Origin of the sequence: Cellulomonas sp. Root137, assembly GCF_001426725.1 — a bacterium.
GTDB lineage: Bacteria > Actinomycetota > Actinomycetes > Actinomycetales > Cellulomonadaceae > Cellulomonas.
The window spans coordinates 216,307-235,302 of record NZ_LMFG01000002.1 but is presented as its reverse complement, the minus strand read 5'-3'; the positions used below and the strand labels follow the sequence as shown (position 1 = coordinate 235,302).

The following is an 18,996-nucleotide window of genomic DNA, read 5'->3' as shown; positions in this document are numbered from 1 at the left end:
CGCCGGTGGACGACGACTACGCGGAGGCCGTGCTCGACCTCGTGGCCACCATCCCCCCAGGCCGCGCCATGACGTACGGGACGATCGCCGAGGTCGTCGGTGACCTGCTCGAGGCGCGGGACGGTGTCCGTCGCGGTGGCCCGCGCCAGGTGGGCCAGGTCATGAGCCACGCCGGCTCGGGGGTGCCCTGGTGGCGGGTGGTCAACGCCGCGGGCAGCCCGCCGGCCCGGCACGCCACGCGCGCGCTGGCCCTGCTGCGGGACGAGGACACCCCGCTGAGCGCCGACGGCACCCGCGTCGCCCTGCGCCGCGCGATCTGGTTCCCCGACGACTGAACGGCCTCCCGCGTGTCCACGGCTGCCCGCCGTCCCGGCCGACCTAGCCTGGCCGCACGGGAGGCGCCGCGCGTCGACCGCGCGCCGCACCGACCCGGGAGATCCATGACCGTCACCGTCCAGCGCTCGGCGCTCGTCGGGACGCGCACGGCACCCCGGGTGACAGCCGTGGTGCCGTTCACGCGGCTGCCGCACCTGGGCGGCCTGGACGGTGTCCGTGCGATCGCCGTCGCCGGCGTCGTGGTCTACCACCTCGGCGCGCCGTGGATGCGCGGCGGGTTCCTCGGCGTGGACGTGTTCTTCGTCCTGTCCGGCTTCCTCATCACCACGCTGGTCCTCGACGAGGTGGAGCTGACCGGGCGGTTCTCGTTCCGGCGGTTCTACGCCCGGCGCGCGCGGCGGCTGCTGCCCGCGCTCGGGCTCCTGCTGGTCGCGATGGCCGGTGTCGCCGTCGCGATGCCCAGCGAGGCGCGCGAGCTGCGTGGGGACATCCTCGCGGCCGCGGGGTACGTGTCGAACTGGTGGCAGGTGGTCGCGGACCGGTCGTACTTCGAGCTGACCAGTCGTCCGCCGCTGCTCCAGCACCTGTGGTCGCTGGCCATCGAGGAGCAGTTCTACCTGGTGTTCCCGCTGGTCGCGCTGCTGGCGCTGCGGGCGGGCCGCGCACGGGTGGGGCAGCTCGCCGCCGTCCTGGCGCTGCTGTCCACCGCGGCGATGGTCGTGATCGCCGTCCGCACGTCCTCCCCCGTGCCCAACGACCCGAGCCGCGCGTACTTCGGCACCGACACCCACTCGATGGGCCTGCTGGTGGGCGCGGCCATGGCGGCGGTCTGGACCCCGTGGCGGACGTGGCGGCACGCCGGCTCGTGGGTGCGCGAGCGCGGCAGCTCGGTGCGGCGGTTCGAGGCGGGCGTCACCGACGTGCTCGGCGCCGCCGCGCTGCTCGGCGTGCTCGCGGCGTTCGTCTGGGTGGACGAGTTCAGCAACGCCCTCTACCGCGGAGGGTTCCTCGCGTTCTCGCTGCTGGCGGCCGTCCTGGTCGGCGCGGTTGCCGACCCGGCCGGACTGCTCGGACGCGCGCTGTCCCGGCAGCCGTGGCGCTGGCTCGGTGAGCGGTCCTACGGGATCTACCTGTGGCACTGGCCGGTCTTCATGCTCACGCGCCCGGGCGTCGACATAGCGCTGGAGCCGTGGGCGGCGACCCCGTTGCGCCTCGCGGCAGTGCTCATGATCGCCGAGCTGTCCTACCGGTGCGTCGAGCTGCCGGTGCGCCGGGGCGCGATCGGTCGGGTGGTCGCCCGCGTGCGCGCGGCCGGCCCGGACCGACCGCGTGCCGTGCTCCGGGTGGTCGCGGCCGTCGTCGGGATGGTGGTCGTCGGCGGGGTCGCCACCGCTGCCCTGGCGCAGGTGCCCGCGACGTCCTCGACCGCCCGGTGGGAGCCGGCCGCGGCGCCCGCGGTCACGTCGACCCGTCCGGCGTCGTCGACGCCCCGCGCGACAGCCACCCCGGTCCCGACGCCGAGCACCACCACCCCCGTCGCGCCCGCCGTGCCGCCCCCGCCCGTCGAGACGGTCGGGGGCGCCTCCGGCTTCGGCGACTCCGTGATGCTGGGCGCCGCGGAGGAGCTCGCCGCCCGGGGCATCGCGGTGGATGCCGAGGTCTCCCGGCAGTTCGCCGTGATGGTCGACCTGGTCCGTGCCGCCGCGGCCGCGGGCACCCTCGGCCACACGGTGATCGTGCACGGCGGGACCAACGGACCGATCGACGAGGCGACCCTGCGGGCGCTGCTGGACCTCACCGCGGACCGGCGGGTGTTCCTGGTGAACGTCCACGTCCCGCGCACGTGGGCCGCGTTCGACAACGAGCTCTTCGCCCGGGTCGGGCCGGAGTACCCGAACGTCCGCGTCCTCGACTGGAACACCCTGGCGACGGCCAACCGTGGCTGGCTGTACGGCGACGACATCCACCTGCGCCCGGACGGCGGGCGCGCGGGCTACGCCGACTGGCTGGCGCAGGCGATCCAGCCCTGAGGACCGGTCAGTCGCGGCGGACCAGGACCACGGCGCGGTCGTCGTCGTCACCGGCCCGCACCCCCGCGAGCACCGCCGCCGCGGAGCCGCGACCTGGGCTGAGCACGCGGTCGGCCACCCCCATGAGCCGGTCGATCCCCTGGTCGAGGTCCCCGCCCCGCACCTCGACCACGCCGTCGGTGTAGAGCATGAGGACGTCGCCGCGGTCCAGCCGGCCGGCCCGCGCCTCGCTGCGGATGTCGGGGACGACCCCGAGCGCAGGGCTGCCGACCGTGTCGAGCAGTGCGAGCCGACCCGACCCGGCGTGCAGCTGGACGGCAGGCGGGTGACCCGCCGAGGAGACCCAGAAGTCGCCGGTGGTCATGTCGATCGCGACGTGGATCGCCGTGGCGAACCCCTCGTCCCACGCCTGGTCGAGCAGGTACTGGTTGGCGGCTCCGAGGAACTCCTCCCGGGGCATCGCACCCAGCAGTCCGCCGAACGCGCCGGACAGCTGCAGCGAGCGGACGCCCGCGTCCAGCCCCTTGCCGGACACGTCCACCAGGACGATCTCGAGCGCCGAGCTGCCCGATCGCGAGCCCGCCACCATGAAGTCGCCGGAGAACCCGTCGGCGTGCGCCGAGCGGAACTCGCTGTCCACGTGCCACCCGGCGGGCAGCGGCGGCACGCGCCCGTGGGCGGCCAGGCGGTCGCGCAGGTCGACCAGCATGAGATCACCGGGCGCACCCTGCAGACCGAGCCGTTCACGCCCTCGCGCGAACGCGATGCTGGCGATCACCGCGACCGTGACGACCACGAGGACACCCGGGATCACCGTCGGCGCGCCCCACACCCACAGGCCCCAGGTGCACGCCATCACCACCGCGCCGAGCACCGCGAGCTGGCGCAGCCGCAGCAGGAACACCGCCACGACGATCAGGAGCAGGAAGGCGGAGGGCGGAAACCACTCGGGCTGCCGCAGGATGCCGACCACCAGGAGTGCGGCGCAGAGCACGAGCACCGCCACGATGACCACCTGCGAGCGTCCGCTCCAGCGGCGCGCTGCGAGCGAGGCGCGCGAGTAGAGCCCCCGTTCCGGCGCCTGCCGCGTCCCCCGCACCCGGTGAGCGTATCCGCAGGTCATTGCCCGAGCGCCGCACCGGGAAATGGGGGTGCTCCGGAGGCGTGCGGTGCCGGACGATGGGTGGCATGAGCCCCCTGCCCGCCGGATACCGCCTCGTCGACGTGCCCGAGGACCGCAAGGACGAGTTCCTCGAGGTCGACCGCCTGGCCTTCGCCTTCGACTCGAACGCGGAGACCGACGCGATCGTGCCGATCACCTTCGCGTGGGACCGCGCGCAGGCCGTCGAGGACCCCGACGGGGGTCTCGCCGCCGTCCACGCGTCGTACGCGCACGACATGCCCGTGCCCGGGACGTCGATCGCGTGCTCGGGTCTCACCTGGGTGGGTGCCCGACCGGACCAGCGTCGCCGCGGCCTGCTCACCGCGATGATCGACTCGCACTTCGCTCGGTCGCTGGACCGCGGCGAGCCCGTGTCCGCGCTGTTCGCCGCGGAGCACACGATCTACGGGCGGTACGGGTACGGCTCGGCCGCCGACGACGTCCGCGTGAAGATCGGGCGTGGCGCAGCACTGCGGGACGTCCCCGGCTCCGAGGAGCTCACGGTCACGCTCGCGACAGCCGACGTCGCGCTGCACAGCGCGCTCGTCGACGAGGTCCACCGCGCGGCCGGCGCGGGGCGGCCCGGCTGGATCACCCGCGACACCGAGGTGTGGCGCACGCGCGTGCTCGTCGACCCGCCCGCGTGGCGCGAGGGCGCCGAGCCGCTGCGCATCGCGACCGTCCGCGACGCCTCCGGGAGCGCGCGGGCCTTCGCGCTGTTCCGGCGCAAGGAGAACTGGGCGGAGGGCGGCCCCGCCGGGATCGTCAAGGTCCGCGAGGCCGTCGCGCTCGACGCGGCCTCCACGCACCGCCTGTGGTCGTTCCTGCTCGACCTCGACCTCACCGCGACCGTCGAGGGACCGATGCTCCCCGTCGACGACTCGCTGCTCCTCCTGCTGGAGAACCCGCGCGCCGTGGTGCCCAAGGTCAACGACAACCTCTGGGTCCGCCTGCTCGACCTCCCCGTCGCGCTCGCGGGGCGTCGGTACGCCGCACCGGTCGACGTGGTGCTCGACGTGACCGACACGCGCCTGCCCGCCAACGCCGGCCGGTGGCGCCTGACGACCGGTACCCGGCAGGACGACGGCGCGTACCCGGCGGAGGTCACGCGGACCGACGATCCGGCCGACCTGCGGCTCGACGTGCGGGAGCTCGGTGCCGCCTACCTCGGGGGCCGGTCGCTCGCGGCTCTGGCCCGCGCGGGACTGGTGGCCGAGGTGACGCCCGGCGCTCTGCAGCCCGCGGCAGCCGCGTTCCTGTGGTCCGTCGCGCCGATGTGCAACTACGTCTGGTGAGCTAGCGGGCGGCTTCGTAGTCCGCGAGCAGGTCGATCCGGCGCTGGTGGCGCGGGTCGTGGCTGAACGGCTCGGCCACGAACGCGTCCACCAGCGCGAGCGCCTCGTCGACGGAGTGCTGCCGGGCGCCGATCGCCACGACGTTCGCGTCGTTGTGCTGGCGGCCCAGCTGCGCGGTCGCCAGGTTCCACGCGAGGGCGGCTCGCACGCCGGTGACCTTGTTGGCGGCGATCTGCTCGCCGTTCCCGGAGCCACCGATGACGACGCCCAGGCTGCCCGGCTCGGCGACGACGGCCTCCCCCGCCGCGAAGCAGAACGGCGGGTAGTCGTCGAGGGCGTCGTACGTGTCGGCGCCGTGGTCGACGACGTCGTGGCCGGCAGCGCGCAGGTGCTCGACGAGCGCGACCTTGAGCTCGTAACCGGCGTGGTCGGAGGCGACATGGATACGCATAGGCCCATCCTGCCGCACCGCACGGAGGTCCCGGTCCGCCCTCGGCATAACCGATCTCGTCGGTCGGCAACCCGTCCGTAGGCTGTGCCCATGACGCGCAGTGGCATCGACCTCACCGCCCTCGACCCCGACGTCCGTCCTCAGGACGACCTCTACGCCCACGTGAACGGCCGCTGGCTCGCCAGCCACGAGATCCCCGCCGACCGGGCCATGGACGGCTCGTTCCGCGCCCTGCACGACCGGGCCGAGGAGCAGGTGCGCGACATCATCGCGGACGCGGGCGCCACGGCTGCGGCCGGTGGCGCGGCCGACTCCGTCGAGGCCAAGGTCGGCGCGGTGTACGCGTCGTTCATGGACACCGACGCCGTCGCCGCCGCGGGCACCGCCCCGCTGCGCACGGACCTCGCCCTGGTGGAGGCCGCCACGACCCAGGCGGAGCTGACCGGCGCGCTGGGTGCCCTGCAGCGCACCGGAGCCGGTGGCGCGGTGCAGTTCTACGTGGACAACGACGCCAAGGAGCCGACGAAGTACGCCGTGCACCTGGTGCAGAGCGGTCTGGGTCTGCCCGACGAGGCCTACTACCGCGACGAGCAGTACGCGGCCGTGCTCGCGGCCTACCGCCCGCACGTCGCGCGCATGCTCACGCTCGGTGGCGCGGCTGCCGACGACGCGCAGGCCGACGAGCTGGCCGGACGGATCGTGGCCCTGGAGACCAAGCTCGCCGCCGGCCACTGGGACGTGGTCAAGGACCGGGACGCCGACCTCACGTACAACGCCCTGTCGCTGACCGAGCTGGCCGAGCGCGCACCGGGCTTCGACTGGCACTCGTGGGTGATCGCCCTCGGCGCCCCCGCCGGCGCGTTCGACCAGCTGGTGGTGCGCGAGCCGTCGTTCGCCGAGGCGTTCGCCGCCCTGTGGCAGAGCGAGCCGCTCGAGGACTGGCAGGCGTGGCTCACGTTCCACGTCATCTCCGACCGTGCGCCCTACCTGTCCGACGAGCTGGTCGAGGCCAACTTCGACTTCTACGGCCGCACTCTGACCGGCGCGCAGGAGCTGCGCGACCGGTGGAAGCGCGGGGTGTCGCTGGTCCAGGGCGTCCTCGGCGAGGCCGTCGGCAAGGTCTACGTCGACCGGCACTTCCCGCCCGCGCACAAGGAGCGGATGGAGGAGCTCGTCGCCAACCTGGTCGCCGCGTACCGCGAGTCGATCTCGCAGCTCGAGTGGATGGGCGAGGAGACGCGCGCGAAGGCCCTGGCCAAGCTCGACGCGTTCACCCCGAAGATCGGCTACCCCGCGACGTGGCGCGACTACTCCTCGCTCGAGGTCGCGCCCGACGACCTGCTGGGCAACGTGCGCCGCGCGTACGCGTTCGAGCAGGACCGGGAGCTGGGCAAGATCGGCAAGCCGATCGACCGCGACGAGTGGTTCATGACCCCGCAGACGGTCAACGCCTACTACAACCCCGGCATGAACGAGATCGTCTTCCCGGCCGCGATCCTGCAGCCGCCGTTCTTCGACGCCGACGCCGACGACGCGGTCAACTACGGCGGGATCGGTGCCGTGATCGGCCACGAGATCGGCCACGGCTTCGACGACCAGGGGTCCAAGTACGACGGCGACGGACGCCTCGAGGACTGGTGGACGGCCGACGACCGCGCCGAGTTCGAGACGCGCACGAAGGCCCTGATCGACCAGTACAACGAGTTCTCCCCGGTGCAGCTGGACGGTGCGCACCACGTCAACGGCGAGCTGACCATCGGCGAGAACATCGGCGACCTGGGCGGCCTGTCGATCGCGTTCACCGCCTACCGCATCTCGCTCGGCGCCCCGCTGGAGGACGCGCCCGTGATCGACGGGCTGGCCGGCGTCCAGCGGGTGCTGCTCGGGTGGGCGCAGGTGTGGCAGTCCAAGGGCCGCGACGAGGAGATGATCCGCCGGCTCGCCACGGACCCGCACTCGCCGAACGAGTTCCGCTGCAACGGCGTGGTGCGCAACGTGGACGAGTTCTACGCGGCCTACGACGTGCAGCCGGGCGACGCGCTGTACCTGGCCCCGGAGGACCGCGTCCGCATCTGGTGACGCTCGGCCGGGCTGCCCGTCGTCAGGCGGGCAGCTCGGACCAGCTGGCACGCGCCAGCTGGAAGCCGGCCCCGGACGCGTCGATGCACTGGACCCCGTCGGTGGCGCTGCGGCAGGTGTAGTCACCCACGCTCGTCGACGACCCGTACTCGAGCACAGGCACGTCGTCGCCCGCGACCGCGGGGGGCGGGCCGTCCACGCAGCTGAACGCGACGCCGTCCGCGTTGAGCACGAGCACGTGGCCGGTCACCTCCGTGCAGCCGGCCACGACCGGGGGCGCGTAGGTGTAGCTGGCGATGGTGCACGTGACGCCGTCGACGGACATGGTGCACGCGATGTTGCCGGTCGGGGACGCGAACGCGAGCGGCTCGGCGGACGTCGCCGACGAGCTGTCGGACGGCGTGCTCGACGCGGTCGCGCCCGGGGCCCCGCCGTCGGAGGCGTCGCCGCCTCCGCCGCCGCCGCTGAAGAACACGATCGCCAGCACGATCACCAGGACGACGAGCACGACGTCGACGATGACGAAGAGCCGGACGTTGCGTGCCGTGGCCATGCTGCTCCGTTCCCGAGGTGGTCTCGCCCGTGCCCGGTCGCGGGGCGGGCCGACGACCAGGATCACACGGGACGAACCGGACGGGCCAATCGCGCGCGCCGCGCGGCCCGCCACACAGTCAGAACGCGGGGCCTGCCGTCCGCGAGCGCTTGAGCTCGTAGAAGCCGGGCACGGAGGTCATCAGGGCGAGCCCGTCGAACAGCCGCCCGGCGGCCTCGCCGGTGGGCGCGGGCGTGATGACCGGACCGAAGAACCCGACCCCGTCGATCGCCACGACAGGGGTGCCGACGTCGTCGCCGACCAGGGTGATCCCCTCGCCGTGCGACTCGCGCAGCAGGGCGTCCACGTCCTCCGTGCCGGCCACGTCGGCCAGCTCGGCGGGCAGGCCGACCTCGGCGAGCGACTCGGTGATGATCGCCTCCGTGTCGCGCCGTCCGCCCGGGTGGCGGCGGGTGCCCATCGCGTCGTAGAGCGGCTTGATGACGGCGTCCCCGTGGTCGCGCGCCGCGGCGATGATCACGCGCACCGCTCCCCACGAGTCGTCCATGAGCTCGCGGTACGTGTCCGGGAGCTCACGCTTCTCGTTGAGCACCGACAGGCTCATCACGTGCCAGCGGACGTCGACGTCGCGGATCGCGCTCACCTCGTCCATCCAGCGTGACGTCATCCACGCCCAGGGGCACGCGGGGTCGAACCAGAAGTCGACGACGGGTCGGGCGGTGGGCGTGCTCGTCACAGGTGTCCTCCGGGGTGGTCGATGCCTCGCGCAACCATAGGGGCGCGCCCGGCTATTCCCTCAGACCGTGCCGAGGACCGCCATGGCAGCCGCGCGACCAGGGATTCCGCTGACGCCACCCCCACGCCGCGCACCCGCCCCGGCGAGCAGGACGCGCCGGTCGGCCGTCTCGACCCCCCAGGTGCCCACCTCGTCGTCGCGCTCCGCCCAGGGCCAGGCGAGGTCGCGGTGGAAGATGTGCCCGCCGGGCAACCCGACCTCGGCCTCGAGGTCGACGGGGCTGCGCACCTCGAGGCACGGCCGCCCGTCCTCGTCGTGAGCGAGGCAGTCCTCGAGGGGCTCCGCGAGCACGCTGTCCATCGAGCGCAGGGTGGCCGCGAGCGCCGCGGCCCGTGCCGTGTCGGGGTCCCCGACGAACAGCCGGGCGGGCATGTGCAGGCCGAAGGCGGTGAGCGTCTGGTGGCCGGTCGCGCGCAGCCCGGGCCCGAGGATCGAGTCGTCGGTCAACGAGTGGCAGTAGGTCTCGACCGGCGGCACGTCGGGGATGCGACCGGCGGCGGCCTGCCGGTACGCGGTCTCCAGCTCGGTCGCCGACTCGCGGACGTGGAACGTGCCGGCGAACGCGGTGCGCGGGTCGATGCCGGAGCGCAGCCGCGGCAGCCGCGTGAGCAGCATGTTCAGCTTCAGCTGCGCCCCCTCGGGCGCCTCGGCCGGGGCTCGCCCGAGCAGCCGGTCGAGGACGGCCGGCGCGCACGCGGCCAGCACGTGCCGCGCACCCACGCGGTGCTCGCCGCCGTCCGCGTCCGTCCACGCGACCTCGGCGTCGCCGGGCTCGATCGCGGTGACATCGGCTGAGGTCAGAAGCTCGGCACCCGCCTGTCGCGCAGCTGTCTCGAGCGCCCCCGCGACTGCGCCCATGCCCCCGACCGGCACGTCCCAGTCGCCGGTCCCGCCGCCGATCACGTGATAGAGGAAGCACCGGTTCGGCCTGCCGCCGGTCTCGTGGGCGCGGGCGAACGTGCCGATCAGCGCGTCGGTGAGCACGACCCCGCGGACCAGGTCGGAGGAGAACGTCGCGTCCACCAGCTCGCCGATCGGGCGGTCGACCAGGTCGCGCCAGTCGTCGTCGCCCAGCAGGCGGCGCGCGTCCGCGGCGGACAGCAGCGGCTGGGTCATCGTCGGGAAGAGCCGCGCGGCGAGGGCGCCGGTACGTGCGCCGAACGCGCGCCACGCGGCGACGTCACCGCCGGCGCCGACGTCGGCGAACGAGGCGGCGGTGGCGTCGTCGTCGGCCGTGTCCACGAGGAGTCCCCGGTCGCCCTGCGGGGTGTAGGACGAGATCCGGCGGCGACGGAGCTCGACCCGGAGCCCGAGCTCGTCGCGCACCTGTCGGGGCATGAGCGAGACCAGGTAGGAGTAGCGCGACACGTTCGCGTCCACCCCCGGGAACGCCCGCGCGGAGAGCGTGGCCCCACCCACGTGGTCCGCGCGCTCGAGCAGCAGGACCGTCCGTCCCGCGCGAGCCAGGTAGGCGGCGGCGGTCAGGCCGTTGTGGCCCCCGCCGACGATGACAGCGTCGTAGGTCGCGTGCACGCCACGACCCTAGGCCGCACACCTCTGCGTGCGATGATCGACCCGGCCAAGAGCCCCACCGATCGACTCCCGAGGAGTACCTGCGTGCCTGGAGAGAACCTCACCCGTGCCGAGGCGCGCGAGCGCGCCTCCGTCGTCGCCACCGAGTCGTACGAGGTCGAGCTCGACCTCACGACCAGCCCGACGACGTTCGCCTCCCGGACCCGCGTGCGGTTCACCGCCACGCCCGGGGCGAGCACCTTCATCGACCTCATCGCACCGACCGTGCACGAGGTCACCCTGAACGGCCGGTCGCTGGTCGTCGCCGACGTCGTCGACGACTCGCGGATCCGCCTGGACGACCTCGCGGCGAGCAACGAGCTGCTGGTCGTCGCCGACGCCGCGTACATGAACACCGGCGAGGGCCTGCACCGCTTCGTCGACCCCGTGGACGACGAGGTCTACCTGTACTCGCAGTTCGAGGTCGCCGACTCCCGGCGCGTGTTCGCCGTGTTCGAGCAGCCCGACCTCAAGGCCACCTTCACGTTCACCGTGACCGCCCCAGCGCACTGGACCGTCGTGTCCAACTACCCGCAGGTCGGCGTGCCGCAGGTCGTCGAGGACGGCGTGAACCGCAACGGCGGCGTCGACAAGGGCACCGCGACCTGGACGTTCGAGACGACCCCGCGGATCTCGTCGTACATCACCGCGGTCATCGCCGGCCCGTACCACGCGGAGCACCGCGAGCTCACGAGCCAGGACGGACGCACCATCCCCCTGGGCGTCTACTGCCGCGGCTCGCTGGCCGAGCACCTGGACACCGACAACATCGTCGACCTCACGCGCGCCGGGTTCGACTTCTACGAGCGGGCGTTCGGCGTCGCGTACCCGTTCGCCAAGTACGACCAGCTCTTCGTCCCGGAGTTCAACGCGGGCGCGATGGAGAACGCGGGAGCGGTCACGTTCCTCGAGTCGTACGTGTTCCGGTCCAAGGTGCCCGACGCCACGATCGAGCGCCGCGCGGTGACGATCCTGCACGAGCTGGCGCACATGTGGTTCGGCGACCTGGTGACCATGCGCTGGTGGGACGACCTGTGGCTGAACGAGTCGTTCGCCGAGTACATGTCGACGCTCGCGACGGCCGAGGCCACCCGCTGGACCAGCGCGTGGACCACGTTCTCGTCGCTGGAGAAGAACTGGGCCTACCGCCAGGACCAGCTGCCCTCCACGCACCCGATCGTGGCGGACATGCGCGACCTGGAGGACGTCGAGGTCAACTTCGACGGCATCACCTACGCCAAGGGCGCGAGCGTGCTCAAGCAGCTGGTGTCCTGGGTGGGCCAGGACGAGTTCTTCGCCGGGGTGCGCGCGTACTTCGCCAAGCACGCGTGGGGCAACACCGAGCTCCGCGACTTCCTCACCGAGCTGGAGACCACCAGCGGCCGCGACCTGTCCGCGTGGTCCGGCCTGTGGCTGGAGAAGGCCGGCGTCACGCTGCTGCGCCCGGAGATCGAGGTGGACGGGTCCGGCGTCATCACGTCCTTCGCGGTCCTGCAGGAGGTGCCCGACGAGCACCCCGTGCAGCGCCCGCACCGCCTGGCCATCGGCGGCTACGACCTCGACCCGACGACCGGCCGCCTGGTCCGGACCGTCCGGGTCGAGCTCGACATCGACGGCCCCCGCACCGAGGTGCCCGAGCTGGTCGGCGTGCAGCGCCCCACGCTCGTGCTCGTCAACGACGGCGACCTCGCGTACGCCAAGGTCCGGCTCGACGAGCAGTCGCTCGCCGCGTCGATCGAGCACCTGGGCAAGTTCGACGACTCGCTGCCCCGCACGCTCGTGTGGACCGCCGCCTGGGACGCCACCCGCGACGGGGAGACGCCGGCCCGAGACTTCGTCGACCTGGTGCTGAACAACATCGCGCACGAGACCGACTCCTCGGTGGTGCTCGTCCTCCTGCGCCAGCTGTCCACCGCGCTCGACCTGTACGTGGCGCCCGAGCACCGGTCCGCCACGGAGATCGCCGCGGCCGACCGGTTGCTCGCTCTCGCCCGCGCCGCCGCGGCCGACTCCGACACGCAGCTGCAGCTGGTCAAGTCCTTCGCGGGCCGCGCGGCGACGACCGAGCAGCTGGACGCCGTCCGCGACCTGCTGGACGGGCACGCCACCCTCGAGGGCCTGTCCATCGACACCGACCTGCGCTGGGAGCTGCTCACGTCGCTGGTCACCGGCGGGCGTGCCGGTGACGCCGACATCGCCGCGCAGCTGGCCGACGACGCCACGGCGACGGGTCAGCGGGCGGCCGCCGCCGCGCGTGCCGCCGTGCCGACCGCCGACGCCAAGGCCACCGCCTGGGCCTCCGTCGTGGACCAGGACGGCCTGCCGAACGCGATCCAGGCCGCGACGATCGCCGGGTTCGGGCGCGTGCACGACCGGTCGCTGCTGGTGCCGTTCGTGACGCCCTACTTCGAGGGCCTCGAGACGGTGTGGGCGGACAAGACCAACGAGATGGCGCAGAACATCGTCGTCGGCCTGTACCCGACCGAGCTGGCCGACGACGCGTCGGTGGACGTGCTCGGAGCGACCGACGCGTGGCTCGACGGCCACCCGGACGCACCCTCGGCGCTGCGTCGCCTGGTGCTGGAGTCCCGAGACGGCGTGCGCCGCGCCCTGGCCGCGCAGCAGGCGGACCTCCGCCGCGTCTGAGCCCCGCTCGCGTGAAGACTTCGTCGCGCCGGACGCGACGAAGTCTTCACGCGAGGACCGTCAGGGTGTCAGGCCGGCCAGCCAGCGGTTCGCCTCGCGCGGGCTGCGCAGGCGGATGACCGGGATCGGGGACTGAGCCGCGAGCGCCGTGTAGCGCAGCCGGTAGTGCTCGTGGTGGGTCCAGGACCACAGGACGACGTTCTGGTCGGGGTCGCGACGCAGCAGCGAGCGCAGGTCCTCGCGGTTGCCGTGCCACAGCTCGGTGCGCAGCAGCCCTCGCCCCAGGGTGCGGCGGAGGACGCGCGGCATCACCGTGCGGCGCGGGTAGTCGAGCCAGACGAACGCGTCGGGGTCCTGGAGCAGCCCGGCCAGCGCGGTGGCCCAGTTCCCGTCGGTGACCCACCCGTCCGGCGACGACGCCACGAACGCGCGGACCGACGCGCGTGCCTCCTCCGGGTCCCGCTTGGTCCAGCCGGCGTCCCAGAACACCTCGTCGAGCTCCAGGTGCGGCACGTCGAGCGCGGCGGCCACCCGCCCAGCGAACGTGGTCTTGCCCGACCCGGTGTTGCCGACGACCCGGAGTCGACGCAGCTGCGCGGTCACGGCCGCTCAGCTGTTGAGGACGGCCGCCAACGACCGCAGGCGCTGGTTGGTGAACAGGTCCTCGACCAGCACCACCCGCCCCGAGCTGTCCGCCAGCGGCACCTTCCAGTTCGGGTACTCCTGGTCGGTCCCGGGCTGGTTCTGCGCGCGCCGCTCCCCCACCGCGTCGGCCAGCGAGACGCCCACGAGCACCGAGGGGGTCGCCATGACGTACCGGTGCAGGGCCTCGACGATCTCGCGCTCGGAGGGGTCGTCGCCCACCAGCCCGCGATCGTGCAGCACCTTCAGCATCTGGTCCCGCTCGGCCAGCGCCGCCGCGCGGACCACCTCGACCGGGTCGGTGAGCAGACCCAGCCGCTCCCGGATGGAGACGTGCTCGCCGGCCAGGTACCCCGCGGTCGGCGGCAGGTCGTGGGTGGTCACCGTGGCCAGCACCAGCGGCCGGTAGTGCTCGGGGGCCAGGGGCGCGCCGTGCATGTCGCGCTCGAACCAGAGCACCGAGGTCCCGAGCATCCCCCGGTCGGACAGGTAGTCGCGGACCCACGGCTCGACGACGCCCAGGTCCTCCCCGATCACCACGGCACCCGCGCGGTGGGCCTCGAGCGCCAGGATGCCGACGAGGGCCTCGTGGTCGTAGCGGACGTACGCGCCGTCGGCGGAGTCGGCGCCCTCGGGGATCCACCAGAGGCGGAACAGGCCGATGACGTGGTCGATCCGGATGGCGCCCGCGTGCCGCAGGACGGTCCGGAGCATGTCGCGGTACGGCCGGTACGCGGCGCGCGCGAGGGCGTCGGGACGCCACGGCGGCTGGGACCAGTTCTGCCCCTGCTGGTTGTACATGTCCGGCGGGGCACCGACGGTCGCGCCGCGGGCCAGCACGTCGCCCAGCGCCCACACGTCCGCGCCCTCCGGGTGCACGCCGACCGCGAGGTCGTGCATGATCCCGAGCGCCATGCCCCCGTCGAGCGCGGCGCGCTGAGCCGCGGCCAGCTGCTCGTCGGCGACCCACTGCAGCCACGTGTGGAACTCGACGCGCTCCGCCAGCTCGGCGCGGAGCCCGGTCACGAGGCTGGACGACGGGTCGAGCGCCTCGGCGGGCCACGGCGTCACGCCCTCGTACTTCTCCGCGAGCGCGCACCAGAGCGCGAACGTCTCGAGCCCGCTGCCCTCCTGCACGACGAACGCGTCGAACGCCGCCTGCCGTGCGGCGGAGCGTGGTGCGGCGAACACGACCTCGAGCGCCGCGCGCTTGGCGGTCCAGGCGGCGTCGCGGTCGATCGGGCCGGCGTCGTCGTCCATCGCGAGCACCGGCTCGGCCGCCCACTCCACGAGGGCCCGGTCCGCCGACGACAGGTACCCCGTCTCGCGGACGTCCTCGACCCGGATGTACAGCGGGCTGACGAAGCGGCGCGTGGTCGGCAGGTACGGCGACGGGGTGAGCGGCACCGTGGGCTCGGCGGCGTGCAGCGGGTTGATGAGCAGGAAGTCGGCGTCGAGCTCGCGGCCGGCCAGCCACCCGATCTCGGCGAGGTCTGCGAGGTCGCCGACCCCCCAGGACGCCCGCGAGCGCACCGAGTACAGCTGCGCCATGAGGCCCCAGGCCCGTCGCTCGCGCAGCGCCGGCGGGAGCTCCAGGCGGGACGGCGTCACGACGAGCGGGCTGTGCGCCGAGGCGCTGGGCCCCTCGGCGACGATCTCGTGCCAGCCGAGCGGGAGGTCGGTCGGCAGGGTGAAGGTGGCGCGGCCGACGAGCCGGCCGTCGACCGTGCGGGGATCGACGGGGACGTCCGCCTGGGCGACCTCGCGCCGACCGCCGCCGACCTCGGGGTCCAGCTCGATCCACACGTCGACCGGGTCGCCGTGCGTGACGTGGACCGGCACGTGGGCCTGCCGACCCTCGCGGACGACGAGCACCGGCGGCAGGATGCGGCGCCACGGCATGTCCTCGACGTGGGCGATCGCCAGGGCGACGCGCTCGGGCGAGGAGGCGTCGACGCCGAGCGCCCCGAGCACCCCCTGCAGCGTGGCGGCCGACGCGCGCTTGCTCCGGCCGTGGAAGTCCCAGTGGTCGGGGACCACCCCGTAGGCCCCCGCCAGGCGCAGAAGGGCGTCGGACGCGGTCCCCGGGTCGTCTGCCACACGCCGATCCTGCCAGAGCACCGTGCGCATACGCAGGACGGACGCTCCCGACTGCGTCACTCGCGCGCCCTCGCAGCCGGTCGTCGTAGCCTTGCGGACCATGACCGCACCCTCCCTGCGCACGTACCCGACCGCCCCTCGGACCGATCTGGTCGAGGACCTGCACGGGCACGCCGTCGCGGACCCCTTCCGCGCGCTGGAGGACGAGCGTTCCAACGAGACCGAGGCGTGGTCGTCGGCGCAGGACGACCTGTACGCGCAGTACCGCGACGCGCTCGGCACCACGGGTCCGTTCGCCACGGACGTCCTCACCGCCCGGCTGCGCGACCTGCTCGGCGCCGGCTTCGTGAGCCCGCCCGCGTGGCGCGGGGAGCGGCGCTTCTTCTCCCGCCGCTCCGGCGACCAGGAGCACGCGGTGGTCGTGGTGGCCGAGGGCGACGAGGAGCGCGTGCTGCTCGACCCCGTCGCGATCGACCCCGCGGGCACCACCACCCTGGACGCGTGGCAGCCGTCGAAGGAGGGCCACCTCGTCGCGTACCAGGTGTCGTCCGGCGGCACCGAGGAGAGCGTCCTGCACGTGCTCGACGTGGCCACGGGCGAGCTGGTGGACGGACCGATCGACCGCGCGCGCTACTCCCCCGTGGCGTGGCTGCCCGGCGGCGAGGCGTTCTACTACGTGCGCCGGCTGCCCCCGGAGACGCTCCCCGAGGACGAGGCGCAGTACCACCGCCGCGTCTGGCTGCACCGGCTGGGCACCCCGGCCACGGACGACGTCGAGGTGTTCGGCGCGGGCCTCGACCACACCAACTACTACGGCGTCTCGGTCTCCCGCGACGGGCGCTGGCTGATCGTGTCGGCCTCCGCGGGCACGGCGCCCCGGACCGACGTGTGGATCGCCGACCTCACGGCCTCCGACCTCGGCGCCCCCTCGTTCGTCGACGTCGCCGTCGGCCTGGATGCCGAGACCGGCGCCTGGGTGGCCCGCGACGGGCGGCTGTACGTGCACACCAACCTGGACGCGCCGCGCGGCCGGATCTCCGTCACCGACCCGACGGCACCCGGCGTCGAGCACTGGACCACCCTGCTCGCCGAGGACCCCACGGCGGTCCTGGAGGACGTGGCGTTCATCGACGGCGGCGGGGACGACACCACGCCCACCCTGCTGCTCGCGTCCTGGCGCCGGCACTCCGTGTCCGAGGTCAGCGCGCACGACCCGCAGACCGGTCTGCGCCTGCCCGACGCGGTCACGCTGCCGGGGCTCGGCTCGATCTCGGGCCTCGTCACGCGACCCGACGGAGGCGCGGAGGCCTGGTTCTCCTACACCGACCACACGACGCCCACGAGCGTGCACCGGTTCGACGCGCGCACCGGCGAGACCACCCTGTGGGCGTCGCCTCCCGGGCTCGTGGCCGACCTCCCGGACGTCCGCGCGCGGCAGATCGAGGTGACCAGCCCCGACGGCACGACCGTGCGCGCGTTCGTCGTCGCACGCACCGACGCGCTCGACGCCGACGGCCGTCCGCTGGCCACCGCGCCGACGATCCTCTACGGCTACGGCGGGTTCCAGATCTCCCTCGACCCGGCGTTCTCGGCGACCACGCTCGCGTGGGTGGAGGCCGGCGGCGTGTACGTCGTCGCCAACCTGCGCGGCGGTGGCGAGGAGGGCGAACAGTGGCACCGCGCCGGCATGCGGGCCCACAAGCAGAACGTGTTCGACGACTTCCACGCGGTCGGTGACCACCTCGTCGCGCAGGGCTGGACCACCCCGGACGAGCTGGCGTGCTGGGGCGGCTCCAACGGCGGCCTGCTCGTCGGTGCCGCCCTCACCCAGCGACCCGACCTGTTCGCCGCCGTCGTGTGCTCGGCGCCGCTGCTCGACATGGTGCGCTACCAGCGGTTCGGCCTCGGCGTCACGTGGACCGAGGAGTACGGCGACGCCGACGACCCGACGGAGCTCGGCTGGCTGCTCGGCTACTCGCCGTACCACCGCGTGGTCGAGGGCACCGCGTACCCCGCCACCCTGTTCACCGTGTTCGAGGGCGACACCCGCGTGGACCCGCTGCACGCCCGCAAGCTCGCCGCGGCGCTCCAGGCCGCGACCAGCAGCGACCGGCCCGTCCTGGTCCGCCGCGAGCGCGGGGTCGGCCACGGCGGACGGGCCCTGTCGCGCACGATCGGCCTCACGGTCGAGCAGCTGCAGTTCGTGGCGGACCGCACGGGCCTGGCCGCGGGGAGCCGGGCATGACGGGCCTGCCTGCCACCACCGGGCCGGAGGACGCGACGTCCGCGGAGTCGTGGGCCGACTGGTTCGTCGGCCTGCCCCTGAAGATCATCCTCATCGTCGTGATCAGCAGCATCGTGCTGGTCCTGCTGCGCCGCGCGATACGCGGGATCACCAACCACGTCGCCGACGGCTCCTCGATCCTCGACCGCGGCCCGCTCGGTGAGTCCGCGGTCGGCAGCGTGCTGGCCAAGGCGAGCCCGCTGTCCAGCGCCCGCCGAGCCCAGCGCGCCCGCACGATCGGCTCGGTGCTCCGCTCCACCGCGACCGTGGTGGTGGGCTCGATCGCGTTCTTCCTGATCCTGGACGCCCTCGGGGTCAACATCGCCCCGTTCATCGCGTCGGCGGGCGTGGTCGGCGTGGCCGTCGGCTTCGGTGCGCAGAGCCTGGTCAAGGACTTCCTGAGCGGCCTGTTCATGCTGCTGGAGGACCAGTACGGGGTCGGCGACATCGTGGACGTGGGGCCCGCCACCGGCACCGTCGAGGCGGTCACGCTGCGCATCACCAAGATCCGCGACTCCGACGGGACCCTCTGGTACGTCCCGAACGGCACCATGCTGCGCGTCGGCAACAAGTCGCAGGGCTGGGCCACCGCGGTCGTCGAGGTCGACGTCGACTACTTCGCTGACCTGGACCGGGTCCGCGCGCTGCTCGCCGAGGCCGCCTCGCGGGTGGTCAAGGACCCCGTGGTGGGCACGCACGTCCTGGGCGAGCCGACGATCACCGGCATCGAGCGCCTCAGCGCGGACGCGGTCACGCTGCGCCTCAAGGTCAAGACGTCGCCGGCGATGCAGTGGGAGGTCGCCCGCTCGCTGCGCACCGCGACGCGCGACGCCCTCGAGCGCGCCGACGTGCCGCTGGCCGGGCAGCGCGACCTCATGGCCACGCACCGGGCGGGGATCGCGCCGGAACCCCATGACCCGCACGACACCCCGATCGACGACGCCCTCGCCGAGCGCGATGCGCGGACTGCTGCGTCGGGAGCCGGCGAGGAGCCGCGCCCCGCCGCGGACCCGGTGGCGACGACCGAGGAGCCCGCTCCGCGCGCCTGAG

Annotated in this window: 14 protein-coding genes; 7 read left to right on the top strand and 7 right to left on the bottom strand. The window is 73.7% G+C overall.

Features of this window, described 5'->3' with window-relative positions; genetic code table 11:
• Positions 1-5: 5 nt before the first annotated feature.
• Both ASD18_RS13565 and ASD18_RS13560 read left to right on the top strand, forming a co-directional pair.
• Positions 6-335 carry an MGMT family protein gene (locus ASD18_RS13565; RefSeq protein WP_056092793.1) on the top strand — a complete coding sequence of 110 codons (330 nt, stop codon included), beginning with the start codon at positions 6-8 and terminating at the stop codon, positions 333-335.
• 105 nt (positions 336-440) lie between these two features.
• Complete coding sequence (locus ASD18_RS13560; protein WP_082574050.1) at positions 441-2,366, top strand: acyltransferase family protein; 1,926 nt, start codon at positions 441-443, stop codon at positions 2,364-2,366.
• Positions 2,367-2,373: 7 nt separating this feature from the next.
• Here the strand turns inward: ASD18_RS13560 and ASD18_RS13555 are convergent, their stop codons facing one another.
• A complete protein-coding gene (locus ASD18_RS13555; RefSeq protein ID WP_156388014.1) occupies positions 2,374-3,465 on the bottom strand; it encodes a PP2C family protein-serine/threonine phosphatase in 1,092 nt (363 codons plus the stop codon).
• A gap of 89 nt (positions 3,466-3,554) precedes the next feature.
• On the opposite strand from ASD18_RS13555, the gene eis reads away from it, so the two are divergent.
• The gene (gene eis, locus ASD18_RS13550) at positions 3,555-4,823 is read left to right on the top strand and encodes an enhanced intracellular survival protein Eis (protein WP_056092784.1); all 1,269 of its coding nucleotides are present in this window, start codon (positions 3,555-3,557) and stop codon (positions 4,821-4,823) included.
• 1 nt (position 4,824) lies between these two features.
• Here the strand turns inward: eis and ASD18_RS13545 are convergent, their stop codons facing one another.
• Positions 4,825-5,274 carry a ribose-5-phosphate isomerase gene (locus tag ASD18_RS13545; protein ID WP_056092780.1) on the bottom strand — a complete coding sequence of 150 codons (450 nt, stop codon included), beginning with the start codon at positions 5,272-5,274 and terminating at the stop codon, positions 4,825-4,827.
• A 90-nt stretch (positions 5,275-5,364) separates the two neighbouring features.
• On the opposite strand from ASD18_RS13545, the gene ASD18_RS13540 reads away from it, so the two are divergent.
• Complete coding sequence (locus ASD18_RS13540) at positions 5,365-7,353, top strand: M13 family metallopeptidase (protein WP_056092777.1); 1,989 nt, start codon at positions 5,365-5,367, stop codon at positions 7,351-7,353.
• A 22-nt stretch (positions 7,354-7,375) separates the two neighbouring features.
• Here the strand turns inward: ASD18_RS13540 and ASD18_RS13535 are convergent, their stop codons facing one another.
• The 3 genes from ASD18_RS13535 to ASD18_RS13525 form a co-directional block, all read right to left on the bottom strand.
• Positions 7,376-7,906, bottom strand: a complete 531-nt coding sequence (locus ASD18_RS13535) for a hypothetical protein (RefSeq protein WP_056092774.1) — start codon at positions 7,904-7,906, stop codon at positions 7,376-7,378.
• A gap of 118 nt (positions 7,907-8,024) precedes the next feature.
• Positions 8,025-8,642, bottom strand: a complete 618-nt coding sequence (locus ASD18_RS13530) for a DsbA family protein (RefSeq protein ID WP_056092772.1) — start codon at positions 8,640-8,642, stop codon at positions 8,025-8,027.
• A 60-nt stretch (positions 8,643-8,702) separates the two neighbouring features.
• The gene (locus ASD18_RS13525; RefSeq protein ID WP_056092769.1) at positions 8,703-10,235 is read right to left on the bottom strand and encodes an NAD(P)/FAD-dependent oxidoreductase; all 1,533 of its coding nucleotides are present in this window, start codon (positions 10,233-10,235) and stop codon (positions 8,703-8,705) included.
• 84 nt (positions 10,236-10,319) lie between these two features.
• On the opposite strand from ASD18_RS13525, the gene pepN reads away from it, so the two are divergent.
• Complete coding sequence (pepN, locus tag ASD18_RS13520) at positions 10,320-12,920, top strand: aminopeptidase N (protein ID WP_056092766.1); 2,601 nt, start codon at positions 10,320-10,322, stop codon at positions 12,918-12,920.
• 60 nt (positions 12,921-12,980) lie between these two features.
• Here pepN and ASD18_RS13515 read toward each other — a convergent pair whose 3' ends face one another.
• The gene (locus ASD18_RS13515) at positions 12,981-13,523 is read right to left on the bottom strand and encodes a toxin (protein WP_056092762.1); all 543 of its coding nucleotides are present in this window, start codon (positions 13,521-13,523) and stop codon (positions 12,981-12,983) included.
• Positions 13,524-13,529: 6 nt separating this feature from the next.
• Positions 13,530-15,662, bottom strand: coding sequence for a 4-alpha-glucanotransferase (gene malQ / locus ASD18_RS13510; protein ID WP_235522396.1), 2,133 nt, complete (start codon positions 15,660-15,662; stop codon positions 13,530-13,532).
• A gap of 100 nt (positions 15,663-15,762) precedes the next feature.
• Here malQ and ASD18_RS13505 point away from each other — a divergent pair, with 100 nt between their 5' ends.
• Both ASD18_RS13505 and ASD18_RS13500 read left to right on the top strand, forming a co-directional pair.
• The gene (locus tag ASD18_RS13505) at positions 15,763-17,907 is read left to right on the top strand and encodes a prolyl oligopeptidase family protein (protein WP_056092759.1); all 2,145 of its coding nucleotides are present in this window, start codon (positions 15,763-15,765) and stop codon (positions 17,905-17,907) included.
• The gene (locus ASD18_RS13500) at positions 17,904-18,995 is read left to right on the top strand and encodes a mechanosensitive ion channel family protein (RefSeq protein ID WP_056092755.1); all 1,092 of its coding nucleotides are present in this window, start codon (positions 17,904-17,906) and stop codon (positions 18,993-18,995) included. Before ASD18_RS13505 ends, ASD18_RS13500 begins: the two co-directional genes overlap by 4 nt.
• Position 18,996 lies beyond the last annotated feature (1 nt).